This window comes from Chitinophaga jiangningensis, assembly GCF_900142605.1.
Taxonomy (GTDB): Bacteria; Bacteroidota; Bacteroidia; order Chitinophagales; family Chitinophagaceae; genus Chitinophaga; species Chitinophaga jiangningensis.
Genome location: NZ_FRBL01000003.1, coordinates 616,765 through 634,505 on the forward strand (window position 1 = coordinate 616,765; position 17,741 = coordinate 634,505).

The 17,741-nt window shown below is 48.4% G+C and carries 15 protein-coding genes; 5 read left to right on the forward strand and 10 right to left on the reverse strand.

Features of this window, described 5'->3' with window-relative positions:
- Positions 1 to 7 precede the first annotated feature (7 nt).
- The 5 genes from BUB18_RS10000 to BUB18_RS10015 all read right to left on the reverse strand — a co-directional run bounded on the left by BUB18_RS10000 (position 8) and on the right by BUB18_RS10015 (position 5,694).
- Positions 8 to 1,696: a sodium:solute symporter family protein gene (locus tag BUB18_RS10000; RefSeq protein ID WP_073080320.1), complete on the reverse strand. Its 1,689-nt coding sequence runs from the start codon at positions 1,694 to 1,696 to the stop codon at positions 8 to 10.
- A complete protein-coding gene (locus tag BUB18_RS30090) occupies positions 1,693 to 1,824 on the reverse strand; it encodes a hypothetical protein (RefSeq protein ID WP_262487674.1) in 132 nt (43 codons plus the stop codon). The genes BUB18_RS10000 and BUB18_RS30090 overlap by 4 nt, the downstream gene beginning before the upstream one ends.
- 298 nt (positions 1,825 to 2,122) lie before the next feature.
- On the reverse strand, positions 2,123 to 4,612 hold the full coding sequence (locus BUB18_RS10005; RefSeq protein WP_073080321.1) for a PIG-L family deacetylase: 2,490 nt from the start codon (positions 4,610 to 4,612) through the stop codon (positions 2,123 to 2,125).
- A 91-nt stretch (positions 4,613 to 4,703) separates the two neighbouring features.
- A complete protein-coding gene (locus BUB18_RS10010) occupies positions 4,704 to 5,033 on the reverse strand; it encodes a DMT family protein (protein WP_073080323.1) in 330 nt (109 codons plus the stop codon).
- A 145-nt stretch (positions 5,034 to 5,178) separates the two neighbouring features.
- Positions 5,179 to 5,694 (reverse strand): carboxypeptidase-like regulatory domain-containing protein, encoded by a 516-nt coding sequence (locus tag BUB18_RS10015; RefSeq protein WP_245805642.1) that lies wholly within the window; start codon positions 5,692 to 5,694, stop codon positions 5,179 to 5,181.
- Positions 5,695 to 5,905: 211 nt separating this feature from the next.
- On the opposite strand from BUB18_RS10015, the gene BUB18_RS10020 reads away from it, so the two are divergent.
- From BUB18_RS10020 to BUB18_RS10030, 3 genes are all read left to right on the forward strand, one after another.
- Positions 5,906 to 6,448: an RNA polymerase sigma-70 factor gene (locus BUB18_RS10020; protein WP_073080325.1), complete on the forward strand. Its 543-nt coding sequence runs from the start codon at positions 5,906 to 5,908 to the stop codon at positions 6,446 to 6,448.
- A 71-nt stretch (positions 6,449 to 6,519) separates the two neighbouring features.
- Positions 6,520 to 7,524: a FecR family protein gene (locus tag BUB18_RS10025; RefSeq protein ID WP_073080327.1), complete on the forward strand. Its 1,005-nt coding sequence runs from the start codon at positions 6,520 to 6,522 to the stop codon at positions 7,522 to 7,524.
- Between the two features lie 123 nt (positions 7,525 to 7,647).
- The gene (locus tag BUB18_RS10030) at positions 7,648 to 10,932 is read left to right on the forward strand and encodes a SusC/RagA family TonB-linked outer membrane protein (RefSeq protein WP_178372108.1); all 3,285 of its coding nucleotides are present in this window, start codon (positions 7,648 to 7,650) and stop codon (positions 10,930 to 10,932) included.
- Positions 10,933 to 11,109: 177 nt separating this feature from the next.
- Here BUB18_RS10030 and BUB18_RS10035 read toward each other — a convergent pair whose 3' ends face one another.
- From BUB18_RS10035 to BUB18_RS10050, 4 genes are all read right to left on the reverse strand, one after another.
- Complete coding sequence (locus BUB18_RS10035) at positions 11,110 to 12,039, reverse strand: aspartate carbamoyltransferase catalytic subunit (RefSeq protein WP_073080330.1); 930 nt, start codon at positions 12,037 to 12,039, stop codon at positions 11,110 to 11,112.
- A 48-nt stretch (positions 12,040 to 12,087) separates the two neighbouring features.
- Positions 12,088 to 12,618, reverse strand: coding sequence for a bifunctional pyr operon transcriptional regulator/uracil phosphoribosyltransferase PyrR (pyrR, locus tag BUB18_RS10040; RefSeq protein WP_073080332.1), 531 nt, complete (start codon positions 12,616 to 12,618; stop codon positions 12,088 to 12,090).
- A gap of 179 nt (positions 12,619 to 12,797) precedes the next feature.
- A complete protein-coding gene (locus BUB18_RS10045; protein ID WP_073080334.1) occupies positions 12,798 to 13,457 on the reverse strand; it encodes an NADPH-dependent F420 reductase in 660 nt (219 codons plus the stop codon).
- A 62-nt stretch (positions 13,458 to 13,519) separates the two neighbouring features.
- On the reverse strand, positions 13,520 to 14,272 hold the full coding sequence (locus BUB18_RS10050; RefSeq protein ID WP_073080336.1) for a menaquinone biosynthetic enzyme MqnA/MqnD family protein: 753 nt from the start codon (positions 14,270 to 14,272) through the stop codon (positions 13,520 to 13,522).
- A gap of 36 nt (positions 14,273 to 14,308) precedes the next feature.
- On the opposite strand from BUB18_RS10050, the gene purB reads away from it, so the two are divergent.
- Positions 14,309 to 15,649: an adenylosuccinate lyase gene (gene purB, locus BUB18_RS10055; RefSeq protein ID WP_073080338.1), complete on the forward strand. Its 1,341-nt coding sequence runs from the start codon at positions 14,309 to 14,311 to the stop codon at positions 15,647 to 15,649.
- A gap of 430 nt (positions 15,650 to 16,079) precedes the next feature.
- Here the strand turns inward: purB and BUB18_RS10060 are convergent, their stop codons facing one another.
- Entirely contained in the window at positions 16,080 to 16,433 is a 354-nt protein-coding gene (locus tag BUB18_RS10060) for a YraN family protein (protein WP_073080339.1), read from the reverse strand.
- Positions 16,434 to 16,481: 48 nt separating this feature from the next.
- Here BUB18_RS10060 and manA point away from each other — a divergent pair, with 48 nt between their 5' ends.
- Positions 16,482 to 17,687 carry a mannose-6-phosphate isomerase, class I gene (manA, locus tag BUB18_RS10065; RefSeq protein WP_073080341.1) on the forward strand — a complete coding sequence of 402 codons (1,206 nt, stop codon included), beginning with the start codon at positions 16,482 to 16,484 and terminating at the stop codon, positions 17,685 to 17,687.
- Positions 17,688 to 17,741: the final 54 nt, after the last annotated feature.

Here is a 17,741-nt window from a genome sequence, read left to right on the forward strand (position 1 = left end):
AAGCAGTTTAAGCAGTTTTTTTCATAAACGGCTGCAGTACTAACGCTAACGCCAGTACGAGCATACAGCCAATCGCATTGAGCCAGAGGAAAGACACCACTTCCATCCAAAACAAGATCAACACTACCACCTGGGCAATGATAGCCGCCGTGAAAGTAGCCGTTCCCCCCACTCTTTTCAGGTAAAATGCCACCAGGAATATCCCCAGCGTGGTACCGTAAAACCACGAACCCAGCACGTTTACCACTTCAATCAGGCTACCCAGACCACTGGCAAACTGGGCAACGGCAATACAGAACACTCCCCAGATGAGGGTCCACATCCTGGACATGCGTACATATTTCTCCGGCGACTCCTCCCGCTTATACAACCGCTTGTATACATCCACCACTGTGGTGGAAGCCAGCGAGTTCAGGGCCGCTGCAATACTGCCCCATGCTGCCAGGAAGATGATGGCTATCAGTAATCCCACGAGGCCTTTAGGCAAACTGTTGACCACAAAATGCAGGAAGATGTAATTCGTATCATTCGCATCTCCTGCCGGATCAGCATTTTTTATCAGAGTGATCGCTTCAGCACGCACGTGCTGCGCTTTGTCCTCCGTAGCCTGCAACGCTTGCTGCGCCGTGGATATCGCTGTTTGTTCGCCTTTATCAAGTGCTGCCGCCAGGTCTTTTACCTGGTGTTGCTTGGTGGTACTGAGTGAATTGAATTCATTCTCAAGCGCCGAAAGCGCTGCGCCATGTTCTGTTTTATGAATCCGCGCCAGCTGCGCTTCATTGAAAAACAAAGGCGCCCGGAAATAAAGATAGAACACAAATACCAACGCACCAATGAGCAGGATCAGGAATTGCATCGGTACCTTCACCAGTCCGTTTATCAATAGCCCCAGCCTGCTTTCCTTAACTGATTTGGCAGTCAGGTACCGGCCTACCTGTGACTGATCCGTACCAAAATAACTCAGGGCCAGGAAGAAGCCCCCTATTATCCCGCTCCATATATTGTATTTATCTTTCCAGTCGAAGTCAGTAACGATCACGTTGAGCTTATTCATCTTCCCGGAAACCTGTAAAGCCTCCTTCATACCGATATTTTCCGGTAGCAGGTGTACCACCATCCAGCCGGCAAGGAACATGCCCGCAAAAATGACCAGCAGTTGCAATGTTTGTGTATAAGAAACCGCCCGGGTTCCACCGGCCACGGTATAGATAATCAGCAGGCCACCCATAATAAGGTTGGTCCAGTAAAGGTTCCATCCTAATAAGGACGACAGAATAATACTGGGGGCGCAAATGCTGATACCGGTCGATAAACCGCGCTGCACCAGGAACAACGCCGCCGTAAGCGTGCGTGTTTTCAGATCGAAACGCTGCTCCAGGAATTCGTAGGCGGTATATACTTTCAGCTTATGAAAGATGGGGACAAAGGTGATACACAGCACCACCATCGCCAATGGTAATCCGAAATAATATTGCACGAAGCGCATACCATCCGTATACGCCTGACCAGGCGCGGATATGAAGGTAATTGCACTTGCCTGTGTGCCGATAATAGATAACAATACAATATACCAGGGCATCGATTGATTACCCAGGAAATAGCTTTCCATGCTCTGTTTGCCACGACTCTTCCATACACCATATAGTATGATGACGGACAAGGTAGCTACCAGCACTATCCAGTCTAATGAACTCATGAAAATGTTTTGGTGAAGAGGTAGAAGAGAATAATCAGCAATGCCAGCCATGCAACTACCAGGATATACCAGTAGTTCCAGGATGGAAATAACGGTGGCTTCTCTTCCTGCAGGTGATTGTCTTGCATGGAATAGCGGAATTACAGGTTCAATTCTATTTATTGATCCTTATCTACGGCACCTTCGGTGCCGTAGATAAGGATCATCTTCATCCTGCCTTCGGCAGGATGAAGATGATCAGACTATTTAATCATGGCTCTTAGTCCACAAAACCCCCGTGAGCAAACCCAAACCGATACCAATTATTAGTCCGATATGGATTCGTTTGATGCCGAAGCCTATGAAGAGCCCGAGAAGGATGCAAAATATAGCTGCAATACGCATCCGCGGCCTCTTTGCATTTACATTATTGTCACTCATGTGCTATTAACCCTTTTTTGCAGATATCAGATTCACAAATATGCGGTATGCCCCCGGAACACCCGCCGGCAGCTGCCGGAAGAAGGAAAGCGAGGTATACACATATCTTCCTTTGCCATAAGTCGTAACCAGGGTGGAACCATCCAGCGGCGACTCCCCTTTGTCATTCATAGCAAATAATTTATCATATGACTGATCGGCCCCGGAAGTGTAATAAAGCCCTATTTCCTGTACCCAGCCGTTAAAGTCGGCGGTAGAAATATTATTCGGGTAATGCAGCACCGGGTCCGCCGGGTTCAGAATTTTCACGGTGGCATCTTCTTCCGTTACCCTGTCGCGGGACAGGCTGAAAGGATATGGCCCCATATTATTCATCACCAGCGGCGAATTTACGTTATACTGCACCAAATAAGTCCCGCCATTTTTCACATAGTCCATCAGTTTTCCCTGCCAGAACTTCATGCGAGGGTTGATATTATAAGCTCTCACACCGGCAATGATGGCATCGTAGCGGGAAAGATCACCGTACATAATATCTTTCTCCGTAAGCTCTGTGACATTGTAGCCTACCTGGCGAAGTGAGGCCGCCACCATATCACCGGCACCCGGGATATATCCGAGGTTGTTGCCGTTATGTTTCAGGTCTACCGTTACCAGGCGCGCCTGTGCAGGCGGGAACAGTGTGATCACCGGAATGTGATCATAGCGGATCCGCTGGATGCCTTCCGTATATACCTTGCCGTTAGTGGCCATCTGCACTTCAAAGGTATCTACGTGGTTGGTGCCTCCTGCTTTTACGGGCGACAGAGAAAAAGTAAATTCCTGCTCATCCCCTTTCTGTTGGAAGTCGTACGGAATGGAGGCAGGTTTGCTCACAAAGCCTGCAGGGAGTTTCAGGGAGATGTTACCTTTCACGCCATCGGCCATTGCCTGTAATTTCACTGTTACCGGCTGTGCGGTATTGCCGGTGAAAATAAACACCTGGTTAGTAAGATTACCTACCACCGGCGGGGCTACCACTACGGGTTCGTACAGCTCTCCTTTTACCGGGTCTGTGTATTTATATTGTAATGGGCGGGAGATATTAAAGTCCGCGCCGCCAATAGTTAATTGAATGTTGGTCTGCAAGGCAGGAACATTTTCCGGATTACCCACTAACAACGGATCGGTAATGGTGTAGGTGCCAAGCGGGTGGGATTCCGACAACCAGTATGGCTGTGAAAACGGGGTATTTTCAGGTACCGTTACCGGGTTAGTGAAGGTGGTGAGTTTATTGAATTCCAGTGTTTGTGCGCTGGAGGCGTTGCGAAGGCCCGGCAGATCAATATTTTTAATCGTCACCGGAATGTTGCTACGGTTGATCAGCTGCACGGTGGTATTCATTTTATAACCTGGGACTACCGTGTTGGCGGAGCTGTATGCTTCTGCCCAGATGCCGGCGCAGGCAAAGATAAGCTGCTCAGTTTCTTTGAGCTTAAGGTTACGCCAGTAGCCTTCGGGCAGTGCCTGTATGGCTTTGCGGATGTTCAGCAGGGCTGGTACGGAGGCTGCCGGGTTATCCATACTATAGGCGGCAATCACTTTATCTACCAGCTCTCCAACGGCTTTACCTCCTTCAATGCGGGACCAGGACTGGTTTACACCATCCAGCAGAGAGCTGGTGGGGGTATTGCCCTTAATGGTCGCGAAGTATTCAAAGGAACTGCCACGGCCGGCCGGAACACCAAAGCCCTGACTTTTGTGTTGGGAGCGCGATTCGGATGCTATCTCCCCAAAACCCTTTCCTAGCAATGGATTGAATACGCCTACATCAATTTTAAACTGGTCGTCGGCAATGGTATTGTTAGACCCAAAGTTAAAGGTATTCCAGAGCAAACGCTTTGCCTGCCAGGGTTTCACTCCTTTAGCAAACTGTTCAGGCGCGTATTTCGGATCAGCTGCCAGTTCGTAGGCTTTAGCAGCGAGCATGGCGGAGGCGGTATGGTGGCCGTGTCCGGCGCGACTATCCGCCGGGAATCGGCAGATGATCACATCCGGCTGAAATTTGCGAATGATCCATACTACGTCTTTGGTAATTTTTTCGGTATCCCAGATAGAAAAGGTTTCGGTAGGATTTTTAGAGAACCCAAAGTCCTGCGCGCGGGTGAAAAACTGCTCTGCGCCATCGATGCGGCGTGCAGCCAGCAGTTCCTGCGTGCGGATCAGGCCCAGGAGTTCACTTTGTTCGTTGCCTACCAGGTTTTGCCCGCCATCGCCGCGGGTGAGCGAGAGGTAGCCGGTGCGATAGAGTTTCTCTTTGGCCAGGTAGCCGAGCAGCCTGGTATTTTCATCATCAGGATGAGCGGCAAGATAGAGGACGCTGCCGAGGGTATCCAGTTTTTTTAACTGCAGTTTGATGTCGGCGGCATTCCATACGGGCGTTGGCTGGCTGATAGCTGTCTGACCTGCTGTTAGCAACAGCAACAGGGCCAGAGCGGTATAGATTCTTTGAATCATGTACGATCAGAAGGTTTACAGAGCTTCAAAAATAGTGATTAATCCAGGCGCTCAAAATGAAATGGGTTGAACGGCGGGTATTATAAATAAATTATTTCTTAAACATAAAATAAACGGCGCCAATGAGGAACAGGAAAGAAATGAGGTAGTTCCACCGGAGCGGTTCTTTGAGCACAAAAACGGCGAAGAGGGCGAAAATGGAAAGGGTGATTACCTCCTGGATAGTTTTTAGCTGAAAGCCGCTGAAGCCTTCCTGGTAGCCGAACCGGTTGGCAGGTACCATGAAGCAGTATTCGAAAAAGGCGATCCCCCAGCTGAGCAGGATGACTTTCCACAGGGCGGTTTCGGTGTGTTTCAGATGACCGTACCAGGCGTAGGTCATAAAGGAGTTCGAGATAATGAGCAGTAGTATGGTGCGCATGAGATTTCTTTTCGAATTGCGAATATACCTGATAAACTGCTGAAAAGAAAAGAGGCCATTTCAAGAATGAAATAGCCTCATGGATCAAACCAATAGGGTTCTCTGTTAGGATGAGTGTGTTGTTGGTTGCTAGTATCTTTATTAATTATTGTTCCAGTTTAACTTCACCGATATCGGTTACTTTACCGTCTTCTACTTTAACATCTTTCACCTCAGCATCTTTATAAGGTGCTTTACCTTTTATAGTAATGGTATAAGCGCCTGCTTTGGCGCCAGGGATGGTGAAAGTACCCTGAGAAACAGCAGCTTTCAGTTTATCGGCACCATTTACCGCTTCTACTTCAGTTGCTCCGTCCGCAGGACTAATTTTACCGGTGATTGATCCGGCTTCTACTGCGCGTAACGAATCGGTACCTTTGAGGCTGTCAACACTTTTCAGTGAATCCAGACCAGCGATGGAATCGATACGACCTGCGATAGAATCCAGGCTAACGGCTACGCCGCTACGAATAGCTGCAGTGTCTGCCCCTGCCAATGAATCAGCTGAAATTACAGCAATACTATCAGCTCCTTTTACCGGTGTTGCGGCAGTGCTGTTAAAAGCAGTCATTCCGAGAACCATTGCGGCTAATGCGAACATTCCTGTCATTGTTTTTTTCATGGCATTACAATTTTGATATGGTTAAAAATAATGATGACTCTATATTGGCATCCAATTCATTGTGCATGGTTTTTGCTTAGTTGCACTCTTGTTGGTGGCCGTATAATAACAATACACCCGAAACATCACTTACCATTAGTGAAGAAAATGTTAAAGTGAAAAAAAGATATAATCATCTATCTTCGCATCGGCGGAAACAAAAGATCAGCGCATGTTGCAACTGAGTAATGAAGAAATAGTAAAAGGCATCAGGATAAGAAACAAAGATGTATTTGAGGCTGTCTTTAAACAGTTCGCCCCCTCTATGTATAATATAGCGGTGCGATATGTAAAGGATGAGGATACTGCCAATGATATGGTACAAGATGTGTTCCTCAACTTGTGGAAGAATGCGGAAAATCTGGACGAACGGGCGCCCATTCAGCACTACCTGGCCAGGGCCACTGTAAACACCTGTTTAAACAGCATTAAAAAAGAACAGCGCAAGGAAGCCTACACCAAGGAACAAATGCACACAGCCACCCCGGCGGAAACCACACACCAGCTCCTGGAACATAAGGAACTGGAGGCCCAGTACCGTTATGCACTGGAAAAATTACCCGATCAGTGCAGGCGCGTATTTGAAATGAGCAGGTTTAAAGGACTGTCCCCTACAGAAATTTCGGAACAGCTGGACATATCTATTAATACCGTATATGCCCACCTGACTACCGCCCTCAAGAAACTGAGGGTCGTACTCATTAATAAGCAATAACCCGCGCCGAAATTTTTTTTTAAATTGACTAATGGTATAAAGCCCCCTGGTTGTATTACTAATAAGAAGCCATGAATAGCAAAACCGACATAGATATAGTGATCCGTTACCTGGAGAATCCGGAGAATGAGCAGAGCAAACGCCTGCTTAACGATTGGATTCAGCAGGACCCGGCTAATCTCGACATCTTCCTGGACATGAGGGATATGTGGAACGGAGATCCGCTCCCCGCCGCATCTGCCTTTGACACACCAGGACAATGGACGAAGTTTAGTGACGCCGTAGACATGCTCCCGGTAATGCCGGCTGAAATAAAAGAAATGATAGCAGCCCCTGCTCCAACGGCTACGCCGAAGGTCAGGAAAATGCCCGTACGTTACTGGTGGGCTGCAGCAGCAGTGGCCGCCATTGCCGTATCCATGGTGTATCTTGGCCCTGGTAAATATAAAACATACGCTACCCATCAACAGATCGACAGCGTAAAACTGAACGATGGCTCTACCGTATACCTCAATGCAAATACCGTAGTGAAGGTACCGCGTGACTTCGGTAAAACCAGTCGCAGCGTGACTATCGCCAAAGGTGAAGCCTTCTTCGATGTGGCACAGCGGGAATCGCAGCCTTTCACCGTGGATGCGCCGGATGTAGCCATCCGCGTGCTCGGTACCTCCTTCAATGTGAAGTCGGCCGATAAAGATGTGAAAGTATTTGTGCAAACCGGAAAGGTAAGCGCCGCCTATAAGCATGCTGATAAAAACGTAATTCTGACGCCCGGCCTGGAAGCCAGTCTCCGGCATAACGGCACCGATATACAAACCACTGAACACAAGAAATCCAACAACATCCTGGCGTGGAAAACCCGCTGCCTCGTGTTCGACGAAAGCCCGCTCAGCGATGTAGCGGATGCCTTACGGGACTACTATCATGTACGGGTGGATATCAAAGATCCTAAGCTGGCGGATGCCAGACTGCTGGCCACTTTCCGTGACCTGCCGCTGGATGAGGTGCTCGATATTATCAGAAAAGCATTACAGATCAACATTAAACACGAGAATAACCTGGTAGAATTTTACTAATAGCCCTGCAGATTTCTGCTTATGCAGCAAACTTTTTCTCAGGCGCTACGCTCAGTTACCAGGTTAAGCCGGTCGTCTGCCCTTCTCTTAGTTGTTATCCTGGTATTTGCCGCTGTAAACACAGTGGCTCAAAATTCCGTTCCCAGAAATGTCACCCTCCAGTATCGCAATGCCAGCCTGAAAGCCGTATTACGCGATATAGAAAAACAGACGAAATATACCTTCGCCATTTCCTCCGATGAACTGGAAAACCGCAGAGGCGTTACCGTAAAAGTGAAGAACGCACCGCTAAATACTGTGCTCCCACTACTTTTTCCATCGTCCCGGTATTCGTTCGAAATCAGAGATGGCCAGATCATTGTCATCCCCGCCGGTAGCGCCAACAATCCTGCCCTGGTGCCTGGTAACACCGGACCAGCCTTTAATGGTAAATGGAATGTGAGCGGTGTAATTACCGATGGGATGCAGGCCCTCAGCGGCGTTTCTATCCGCGAAACCGGCACCCAGAACGGTACGGCTACTAAAGAAGACGGCAGCTTCAGCGTAGACCTCGCCTCCGGACAGGCCACCCTGCTCGTTTCCCTGATCGGGTTCCAGACAAAAGAAATTACTGTACGCGACAGGCACGCCATCAATATCATCCTGCAGCCCGACCTTAAAAAGCTCAATGAGCTGGTAGTATTGGGCTATGGCCTGCAAAAGCGCGCCAATATTACCGGAGCCATTTCACAGGTAGAAGGCAACCGCCTCAAAAGCAGGCCGGTACCTAATGTAATGGCGGCACTACAGGGCACGGCCACTGGCCTGGTGGTCACCAGAAGCAACGGCCAACCTGGAAAAGAAGGCTTCAATGTTCAGGTACGCGGCGTTACGGGTGGTAGCAGCAACGCCCCTGTAATCGTAGACGGAGTGCCCGGTACTTTATCTGTACTCAATCCCGATGATATCGAATCCGTTAGCATCCTCAAAGATGCAGCTGCCGCGGCGATCTATGGCGCCAGAGGCGCCGGCGGTGTGGTACTGGTCACCACCCGTACCGGAAAACCGGGTAAGCTATCAGTAGATTTCAATACGCTGGGAGGCTTCGAGAAGCCAATCCGGCTTCCACAGCGACTCTCCTCTGCCACCGATGCCACCATGGAAAATATTGCAGCCGCCAACGCCGGAATGCCACAACCCTGGCAGCCTGCGGAGATTGAACTACTGCAGCAGGGTAACAAATATATGATCGACTACAATAACCCCGATTATTATAAATATTACTACAACTACAACCAGCTGGCATTGCTAACAAAGGATAAAACGGCCGTGCAGAACTATAACCTGTCTGTAAAAGGGGGCTCTGAAAGCAATCAGTTTACCGCTTCGGTGGGCTATTTCGGGCGACAGGGCCTCTTTGCGGTAGGACCGGATAAAACCAACCGTATCAATGCCCGCTTCAGCCTCAATAACAGATTCAATAAACATTTCAGCCTCGAATCCCGGATGTCGGTAGCGCAAAGCAATACCTACTCCCCCGCCCAGATCGTGGAAGGCCCTTCCGGCTTGCTGGCAGGACTATACAGAGGGCCGGGTAATGTGCCGGTGTACGTGCCTGAAACCGACCATTACGCATATGGTGGTGCCCCTGTGTACGCGATATTACAGGATGGAGGTAAAAGAGTAGAAAAGAATAATTATATAGATGCTGTTTTCACCCTGAGAGCAGATAGCCTGGTGAAAGGGCTCACACTACGCCTGATCTACAGCCCGCAGAAACAGACCTTCCGGGACGATCTGGGTCGCCAGACAGTTCCCTTATGGAATCGTGTAGCCGTAGTTTCCAGCGTGCAGGAAAACAATATGCTCCAAAAGAACAAGATGGAGGCAAAAGGTGGAAACCTGCAACTGTTGGGCGATTACGAAACCAGGCTGCATGAAAAACACAACATCCACCTGCTGGGAGGCATCACCCAGGAAACCTATAATACTATTCAAAATACACGGTCATCGTATAATATTACGCCCGAAGAGATCAACACCGCCACCTTCAGCGCCAACCCGCAGTACAGCAGGCAACTGGCAATAACTGGTTCGCTAACATCCGTATTCGGTAAACTCAATTATAACTTTGATAACCGACTGTTGCTGGAAGCCAACCTCATTGGTGCCAGGTTATACCAGGCCGCTAACTTCTATCCTTCGGTTACACAATTGAAAATGTTCCCCAGCTTTTCAGCAGGGTGGCGACTCAATAACGAAACCTGGTTTTATGAGGCGCTGCCTTTCTTCAACGAGTTTAAGCTGCGTTGGTCCTGGGGGCAGTTGGGCAATGTAAACAGCTGGAATACTATCAGTACTGACGAGCGTTACCAGACCTTTACTTTCAACCCATCTACTGCCCTGCAACCCTTTGTTTTCCATAACCCGCTGCCACAGCCTACCGGCTGGGAAAATATTGCAGCCAGCAACTTTGGCTGGGACGCCGCCTTATTTAAGGGGCAACTGACCTTATCGGCCGATTACTTTATTCGCTACAACCGCGATATGCAGATTCCGAAGCTGACCTCTTCCGCTACCGGGGCATGGCCGCTGAGTTATCACGAAGGGGAAATGCGCGCTGAAGGCTGGGAGTTGAATGCCGGCTGGAAAAGCACTACCACCAAAGGTTTCAACTGGTACATCAACGCTAATTTGCTGTACAACAAGAATAAGGTAGTAGAAAGCGAAGGCGTGTATGCCCAGCCAGGCTGGAATCAGGGTGTACCGGGGTATGCTTATTCTTCCCTGTTTGGCTACCAGGCCGAAGGTTATTTCAGCAATGATGCGGATATCCGTCAGCATGCCTGGCAGAGCCAGCAGACGGCGCCCGGGGATATCAAATACAAGGACCAGAACGGCGACAATATTATCGACAACCGCGATCTGATTTACCTAGGTACCACAGATCCGCTGTATTCCTATGGTTTGGATGCGGGCATCAGCTGGAAAGGCATTGAACTATCCGTATTTTTTCAGGGGGTAGGCAACCGCAAGGTGATGCCGGATCCGCGATATAACCTGCCGTTTACCTCCGGCTGGCAGGAGCCCTGGAGCATCAACCAGGATTACTGGACACCGGAAAACCCTGATGCAGCATTTCCGGGATTATATAAAGGACCCAACCTGAATACTTACCCCAGCAGCCACTGGGTTATGAATGGCGCTTATATCCGTCTTAAGAACCTGCAGCTGGGCTATTCCCTCCCGCCTGCTGTACTGAAACACCTATCCATCAAGCAACTCCGTATTTATTTTTCAGGCCAGGATCTCTGGGAAACAAACAACATGAAAATAAAGTATTACGATCCTGAACAGGCAGGAGGATATAACGGGAACGTATATCCGTTTTTCAGGTCGTATACAATCGGGTTGAATGTTTCATTTTAGTTTTTTCATGACGCCTTCGGCGTCATGAGGGCGCGCGCTGTGCGCGGGGCTACAGCTCCCGGATTTTGCAGGAGGTTGCTGGAAGCTGGATGCACAGGGCAAAAATCGTAGTATTCCAAATAAAAAAAGGCTGGCATCCTGCGATACCAGCCTCACTTATATTAGCTGTATTTACATTTATTGTGATTGCTTGCCTGCCAGCAGGTACAATGCTGCCATACGCACGGCTACCCCGTTTTCCACCTGATCAAGGATGATGGAATGTCCGGAATCCGCTACATCAGAGCTGAGTTCCACGCCACGGTTGATAGGCCCCGGGTGCATGATAACGATATCCTTCTGCAGACTGTCGAGTAGTTTGCGATTGATACCATATGCGATGGAGTATTCCCTGAGTGAGGAGAACAGTGGCGTATTCTGGCGTTCGAGCTGAATGCGGAGTACGTTGGCCACGTCAGCCCATTGGAGTGCTTCGCGGATATCGTAGGTAACGTTTACGCCCAATGCTGATTCCAGGTATTTCGGGATCAGTGTTGGCGGCCCTACCACGGTAACTTCTGCACCCAGTTTTTTCAGGCAATAGATGTTGGACAAGGCTACACGTGAGTGCATGATATCACCACAGATGGCGATTTTGCGCCCTTCGATGCTGCCGAGTTTCTCTTTGATGGAGAAGGCGTCCAACAGCGCCTGTGTGGGATGTTCGTTGATCCCGTCACCAGCGTTGAGGATAGGCACATCGATGTGCTTGGCCAGGAAATGTGGTGCTCCGCTGGCGCTATGGCGCATCACCACCATGTCTACTTTCATAGACAGGATGTTGTTAACTGTATCGATCAGGGTTTCGCCTTTGGATACAGAAGAGCCCGAAGCAGAGAAGTTGATGGTATCTGCGCCGAGTCTTTTTTCAGCAAGCTCAAATGAAATTCTTGTGCGAGTAGAATTCTCGAAAAATACATTGACGATAGTGGTATCGCGAAGCGTAGGAACTTTCTTGATGGGTCTTTGTAAAACCTCTTTAAACTCCCTGGCGGTTTGAAAAATGAGTTCTATATCCTGACGCTGCAGATCGCGAATTCCGAGTAAGTGTTTTACAGAAAGTGACATTAATGTGCAAATATAAAGGATGAAACCTGAATTGTAAAATCCGAAATGCTAATCAACCAGAATAACTTCGTCTTTACCATCTCTCTCTTCCCACAATACCTTAACTTTTTGCGAGATAAATGCATCAATGGTCCGGCCGGTATAATCCGGCTGAATTGGCAGCTGGCGGCTGAATCGGCGGTCGATCAGCGTGAGCAGCTCTACCGAAGCAGGGCGGCCGAAGTCCAGCATGGCATCCAGGGCCGAGCGGATGGTACGACCTGTATACAATACATCATCAATCAGAATCACTTTTTTGTTTTCTATAGAAAATTCGATGCTCGTTTCATTAGGAACATGTAACCCTTTGCCTTTGTTGAAGTCATCTCGGTAAAAGGTAATATCCAGTTTGCCGTACTGAATTTTAGCATCCGGAAGCAGTTTGCGGAGGGTATTATAAATCCTGTCAGAAAGAAATATTCCGCGCGGCTGCAACCCTATCAGCACTGTCTGCTCAAATTGCAGGTGATTTTCTATCAACTGGTGACAAAGCCGGTCTATCGTAATAGACAATTGTTTCCCGTTTAGTATGGTTTTCAAAACACGCTGTTTTAGGGGCCAAAAATAACAATTAATGGGGCACTTAAAAAGTGCAATTAATTATTCTTACGGGGAGATGTAAATTTTTTCCTATAAAAAGGCTTTGTAAGGTGAGCGCCTGCACGGCTTTTCACACGCTGTGGCGCATGGTCTCAAAAGGGTTAACCTGGCTTGACCAGCTATTTTTTGAGAAGCTTAAACGCATGTCCGCGGCTGTTGTTGAGGAAGCCGTAGGCGGTCCATAGCACGGAGAGGGGCTCAATGTTGCGCGACATTTCAATACGGCCTACATCGGCTACATCGTCCCACCCCATTTCCTTAAGCAGTTCTGTGACCAGTTGCTTGGCTTCCGGATTGTTGCCGGCAATAAACATGGTGGGGGTCCCTTCTTCGAAGTTGGGTTGGAGCATGTGTTCGTGGCCGATACAGCTGAGGGCTTTTACTACGCTGGCATCGGGAGGCAGCCAGGCCTGGATTTGCTCGCCGGCAGAGTGTTTGTGGCCAATCATGAGGGTGAGGCGACCGTATTCATCGGGGCCTTTGCCATCCACGGGGTTGGTAACATCTACTACTGTTTTGGCTTTAAAGTTCCAGATGCCTGCTGCTTCGATTGCTTTTTGCGTGCCTGTCCAGCTGGTGCAGATCAGGATCATTTCGCCGAATTCGGCGGCATGGCGAAAGGTACCGATAGCCACTCTTTCGCCTTGTTGCTTGGCCCATTGCTGCAAGGCTTCCCTGGCCGGATTTCTTGTTCCGACTGTAACATGGTGCCCAGTTTGAATGAGGCCTTTACCGAGGGAGAGTCCTACCGGACCACTTCCCAGTATGCCGATCTTCATAGCCCGTAAAAATGTTGGGTGAACTATGAAGTTAAGCAAATCCGGCTAAAAGAAAAAGGGATTTAGCTTTGCTGCGCTGCCATCAGGTAGCCCAGGAACTTCTGCATACCCTGGCGCTTGGCCGGAGTGAGCGGATAACTGATATTCTGCACGTAATAGGTGGTGAGGTCATACACATCATATGGGTTCTCCGCCACTACAGCAGGGATGTTCTGTAAGCCGATGCCAGTTGCGTTATTGAATTCGGCCACAAAATCAGCCGGCAATTCCTTGTTGGCAATCCATGCGGCAAACACGAATGGCAGGCTGGTAAAGCGCATCCAGTGTTCAGCGAGGTCGTATATAAAAGGAGAAATTTTACGTTGCTTCAGCGCACGGTCACCAATTACCAAACCCGCATCGGTGCCTTTGATATTGGATTCGTAGTCGCCGGTGGTAGCCACAAATTCCACGTCCAGCTTCCAGTATTCGCGTACCAGCACCTTGAGGAGGGCTACAGAAGTACGGCTTTGATAGTCCAGGTATATTCTTTTTATATCATGTAAAGGCACTTCACTGTAGAGACACACGGAGGCCACTGGTGCTTCTGCGCCGATGCAATAATCAGCTATGATATGATACTCTTTTAATTTGGGTATAATGGCCACTGGTACCAACGCCACGTCTACCTCTCCATCTATCAGCTGCTGGGCGATCTTAGCCGGGTAATCCATTGATAATTCCATCCTTTCCATCACCGGATGATTCCTAAATCCATACAATAAAGGCTTAGTATTTAAATAACTTACTGCCGCTACTTTTACTTTCCGTTCCAATTTCTGTAATTTTGAAGCTGCAAAAGTAACTAAATTATGCAATTACAACCATTAACTGCCATTTCTCCGCTGGACGGGCGCTATCGCAAGCAACTGGACGAGCTGGCCAATTATTTCTCTGAATTTGCGTTGATCCGTTACCGTGTGATGGTAGAGGTGGAATATTTTATTGCGCTCGCTGAGCAGAAATTATTTACCCTGCCAAAGGCGAAAGTGCCTGCTCTGCGTAAGATCTACCAGGAATTCACGATCGAGCATGCACAGCTTATCAAGGACACGGAGAAGATCACTAACCATGACGTGAAAGCAGTTGAGTACTTCCTGAAAAATGAACTTAAAAACCTGGGCCTGGAAGATAAACTGGAGTGGGTACACTTCGGGCTTACCTCCCAGGATGTGAACAACACCGCTACGCCCCTGTTCTGGAAAGATGCCATTGAGCATGTGTACATGCCGGCATTAGCCAACCTGGTGCTTGAAATCTCCAAAATGGCAAAAGACTGGATGAAAGTGCCTATGCTGGCACGTACGCACGGTCAGCCTGCCTCTCCTACCATCCTTGGCAAAGAGATCCTGGTATTCGTAGAACGCCTGGAAGGCCAGATTAAACTGCTGGGTGATATTCCTTTTGCAGCAAAATTTGGCGGTGCTACCGGTAATTTCAATGCCCACTACGTAGCATTCCCTAAAATCAACTGGGAAAAGTTCGGTGAGAAATTTGTGAACAACAACCTCGGTCTGCAAAGGATGAAATATACCACCCAGATTGAGCATTACGACAATATCTCCGCCCAGTTTGATACACTCAAACGTATCAATACTATCCTGATAGATTTCTGCCGCGATATATGGACTTACATTTCCATGGATTATTTCAAGCAGAAAATCAAGAAAGATGAAGTTGGCTCCTCCGCCATGCCGCATAAAGTAAATCCTATCGATTTCGAAAATGCAGAAGGTAACCTGGGTATCGCCAATGCCGTGTTCGAACACCTGAGTGCGAAACTGCCTATCTCCCGCCTGCAGCGCGATCTCACAGATTCCACTGTATTGCGTAATCTCGGCGTTCCATTCGGTCATACCATCCTCGCTACCAAATCCATTCAGAAAGGATTATCTAAACTGATCCTCAACGAAGCGAAGCTGCATGACGATCTGGAAAACAACTGGGCTGTAGTGGCAGAAGCAATTCAAACGGTGCTGCGCCGCGAAAATTATCCGCAGCCTTATGAGGCGCTGAAAGCACTCACCCGCGGTGGTGGCGCTATCACCAAACAAAGCATGCATAAATTCATTGACGGCCTGAAAATTAGTGCTGCATTGAAAAAAGAACTGAAGGCAATTACGCCGCATAATTATACTGGTATCTGGAAATAGTTTTTCCGGCGTTTTACTTTCACCTTCGGTGAAAGTAAAACGCCGGTTGTGGGTGAGGGCTTCGCCCTCACCCACAACCGGATCACCAAAATTACCACCGGTAAAGATCTCCACAACTGCACCAGGCCAAGAACGCCTCCTCGAAACCGCACAATAAAACCAGGGTTAGGCTGTCAACAGGCTGGTATTAAATAAAAAGGCCCGCTTGTAGCGGACCTTCAATGACTCACGAAAGCAATGCAGACAACGCGATTAAAATGTTGCCTCTTGTCAAGTATTAATAAGGTATCAGGGTTAATTCCTATTTGATTACTCTAACAAAGATATGATGCCCCATCGAATTATTTAAATATTACAGGTGTGTTTTTTGTTAAGTGTTAGTTAACGTGCAAACAACCTGCCAGCAAGGATTCCGGAAACCTCATTCCGCTCAGCAAACATCCCGCAGGTGACAAAGGGAATAACTCCCGTCCGCGTGCAGAATAATAGCAATAATATCAAAACGGACAGACACCGGATCCAGGTCATGTACTTCCATATAGCTTGCCGCTGCAGCGCGTATGTGATTTTCTTTTTTATAGTTTACCGCCTCCTCCGGGTAACCGAATTTTTCTGAAGTCCGCGTCTTCACCTCTATAAAAAACAACTGCCCGTTCTTTTCGGCGATAATGTCCAGCTCATACCTGCCCGACTTCCAATTCACAGCAAGGATGCTGCAATACTGCCGCACATATGCCTGCGCCAGCTCTTCTCCCTGTTTGCCTGTTTTCCCCCGTGTGTTCATAAATTCTATTATTTTTGCCATTCAACTTAACAAACCGAGTTACTCGATATGAAACTATTCAGACTGGACGGAAAAGTTCAACACTATGCCTGGGGCGGACATGATTATATTCCTGCACTGCTCGGAATCGCGGCTACAGATAAACCTAGTGCGGAATACTGGATGGGTGCTCATGAAAGCGCCCCAAGTGCCATCACCACCAACGAAGGTACAGTGGCATTAAACAGCCTGATAGCAAAAAATCCGGCAGCTACCACTGGTCAGCAAATCTGGGATACATTCGGCCAACTGCCTTATCTGTTCAAAATCCTGGACGTGAAAGACATGCTCTCCATCCAGGTACACCCCACCAAAGCAGAAGCTGAAAAAGGCTTTGCCCGCGAAAATGCAGCAGGCATCGCATTAAACGCTCCTGACAGAAATTATAAGGATGCCAACCATAAACCTGAAATAATGGTGGCCCTCAGCGAATTCTGGCTGCTGCACGGTTTCCTCCCCGATGCACCACTCAAACAGGTGTTAAAGGATACCCCTGAATTCACCTCACTGGTAGGTATATACGAAGCAGAAGGATATTTTGGTTTATATAAAACGGTCATGGAAATGCCGCAGCAGATGGTAAACATCCTCCTGCGTCCACTCACCGAAAGAGCCATCCCGCTCTATAAAGCCGGTAAACTGCAAAAATCGGATCCTGCTTTCTGGGCTGCCCGTGCGGTTTTGAATGAACCTGCCGGCACCGATAAACTGGACCGTGGTATCTTCTCTATCTATTTCTTCAACATCATGCATGTACATCCCGGACAGGCCGTGTTCCAGGATGCAGGCATTCCACATGCCTACCTCGAAGGCCAGAATGTAGAACTGATGGCTAATTCCGATAATGTGCTGCGCGGGGGACTTACACCTAAGCATATCGATGTACCGGAACTATTGAAGCACACCCGTTTTGAGGGAGTACATCCAAAAGTGCTGGCTGGTGAATTAAGTGCGGATGGCCTGGAAAGAATTTACCCTACCCCGGCACCTGACTTCGTGGTGAGCCACATCTCTGTAAAAACAAATCAAACTTATACGCATACTGCGGATGCACCAGAAATTCTCATTGTGATGAGTGGCAGTGCAACTATTAAAGGAGAAGAAACGATTTCCCTCAGTAAAGGACAATGTGTGTTTGTAGCATTTGGAGCAACGTATCAGATTACTACGGATGGTAGTGCGGAATTGTATAAAGCGACCGTTCCGGTAAAATAATTTTTTATGACTGCCCCCGCGGCAGTTGCTAATTAGGGCTGCCACCTGGCGGCC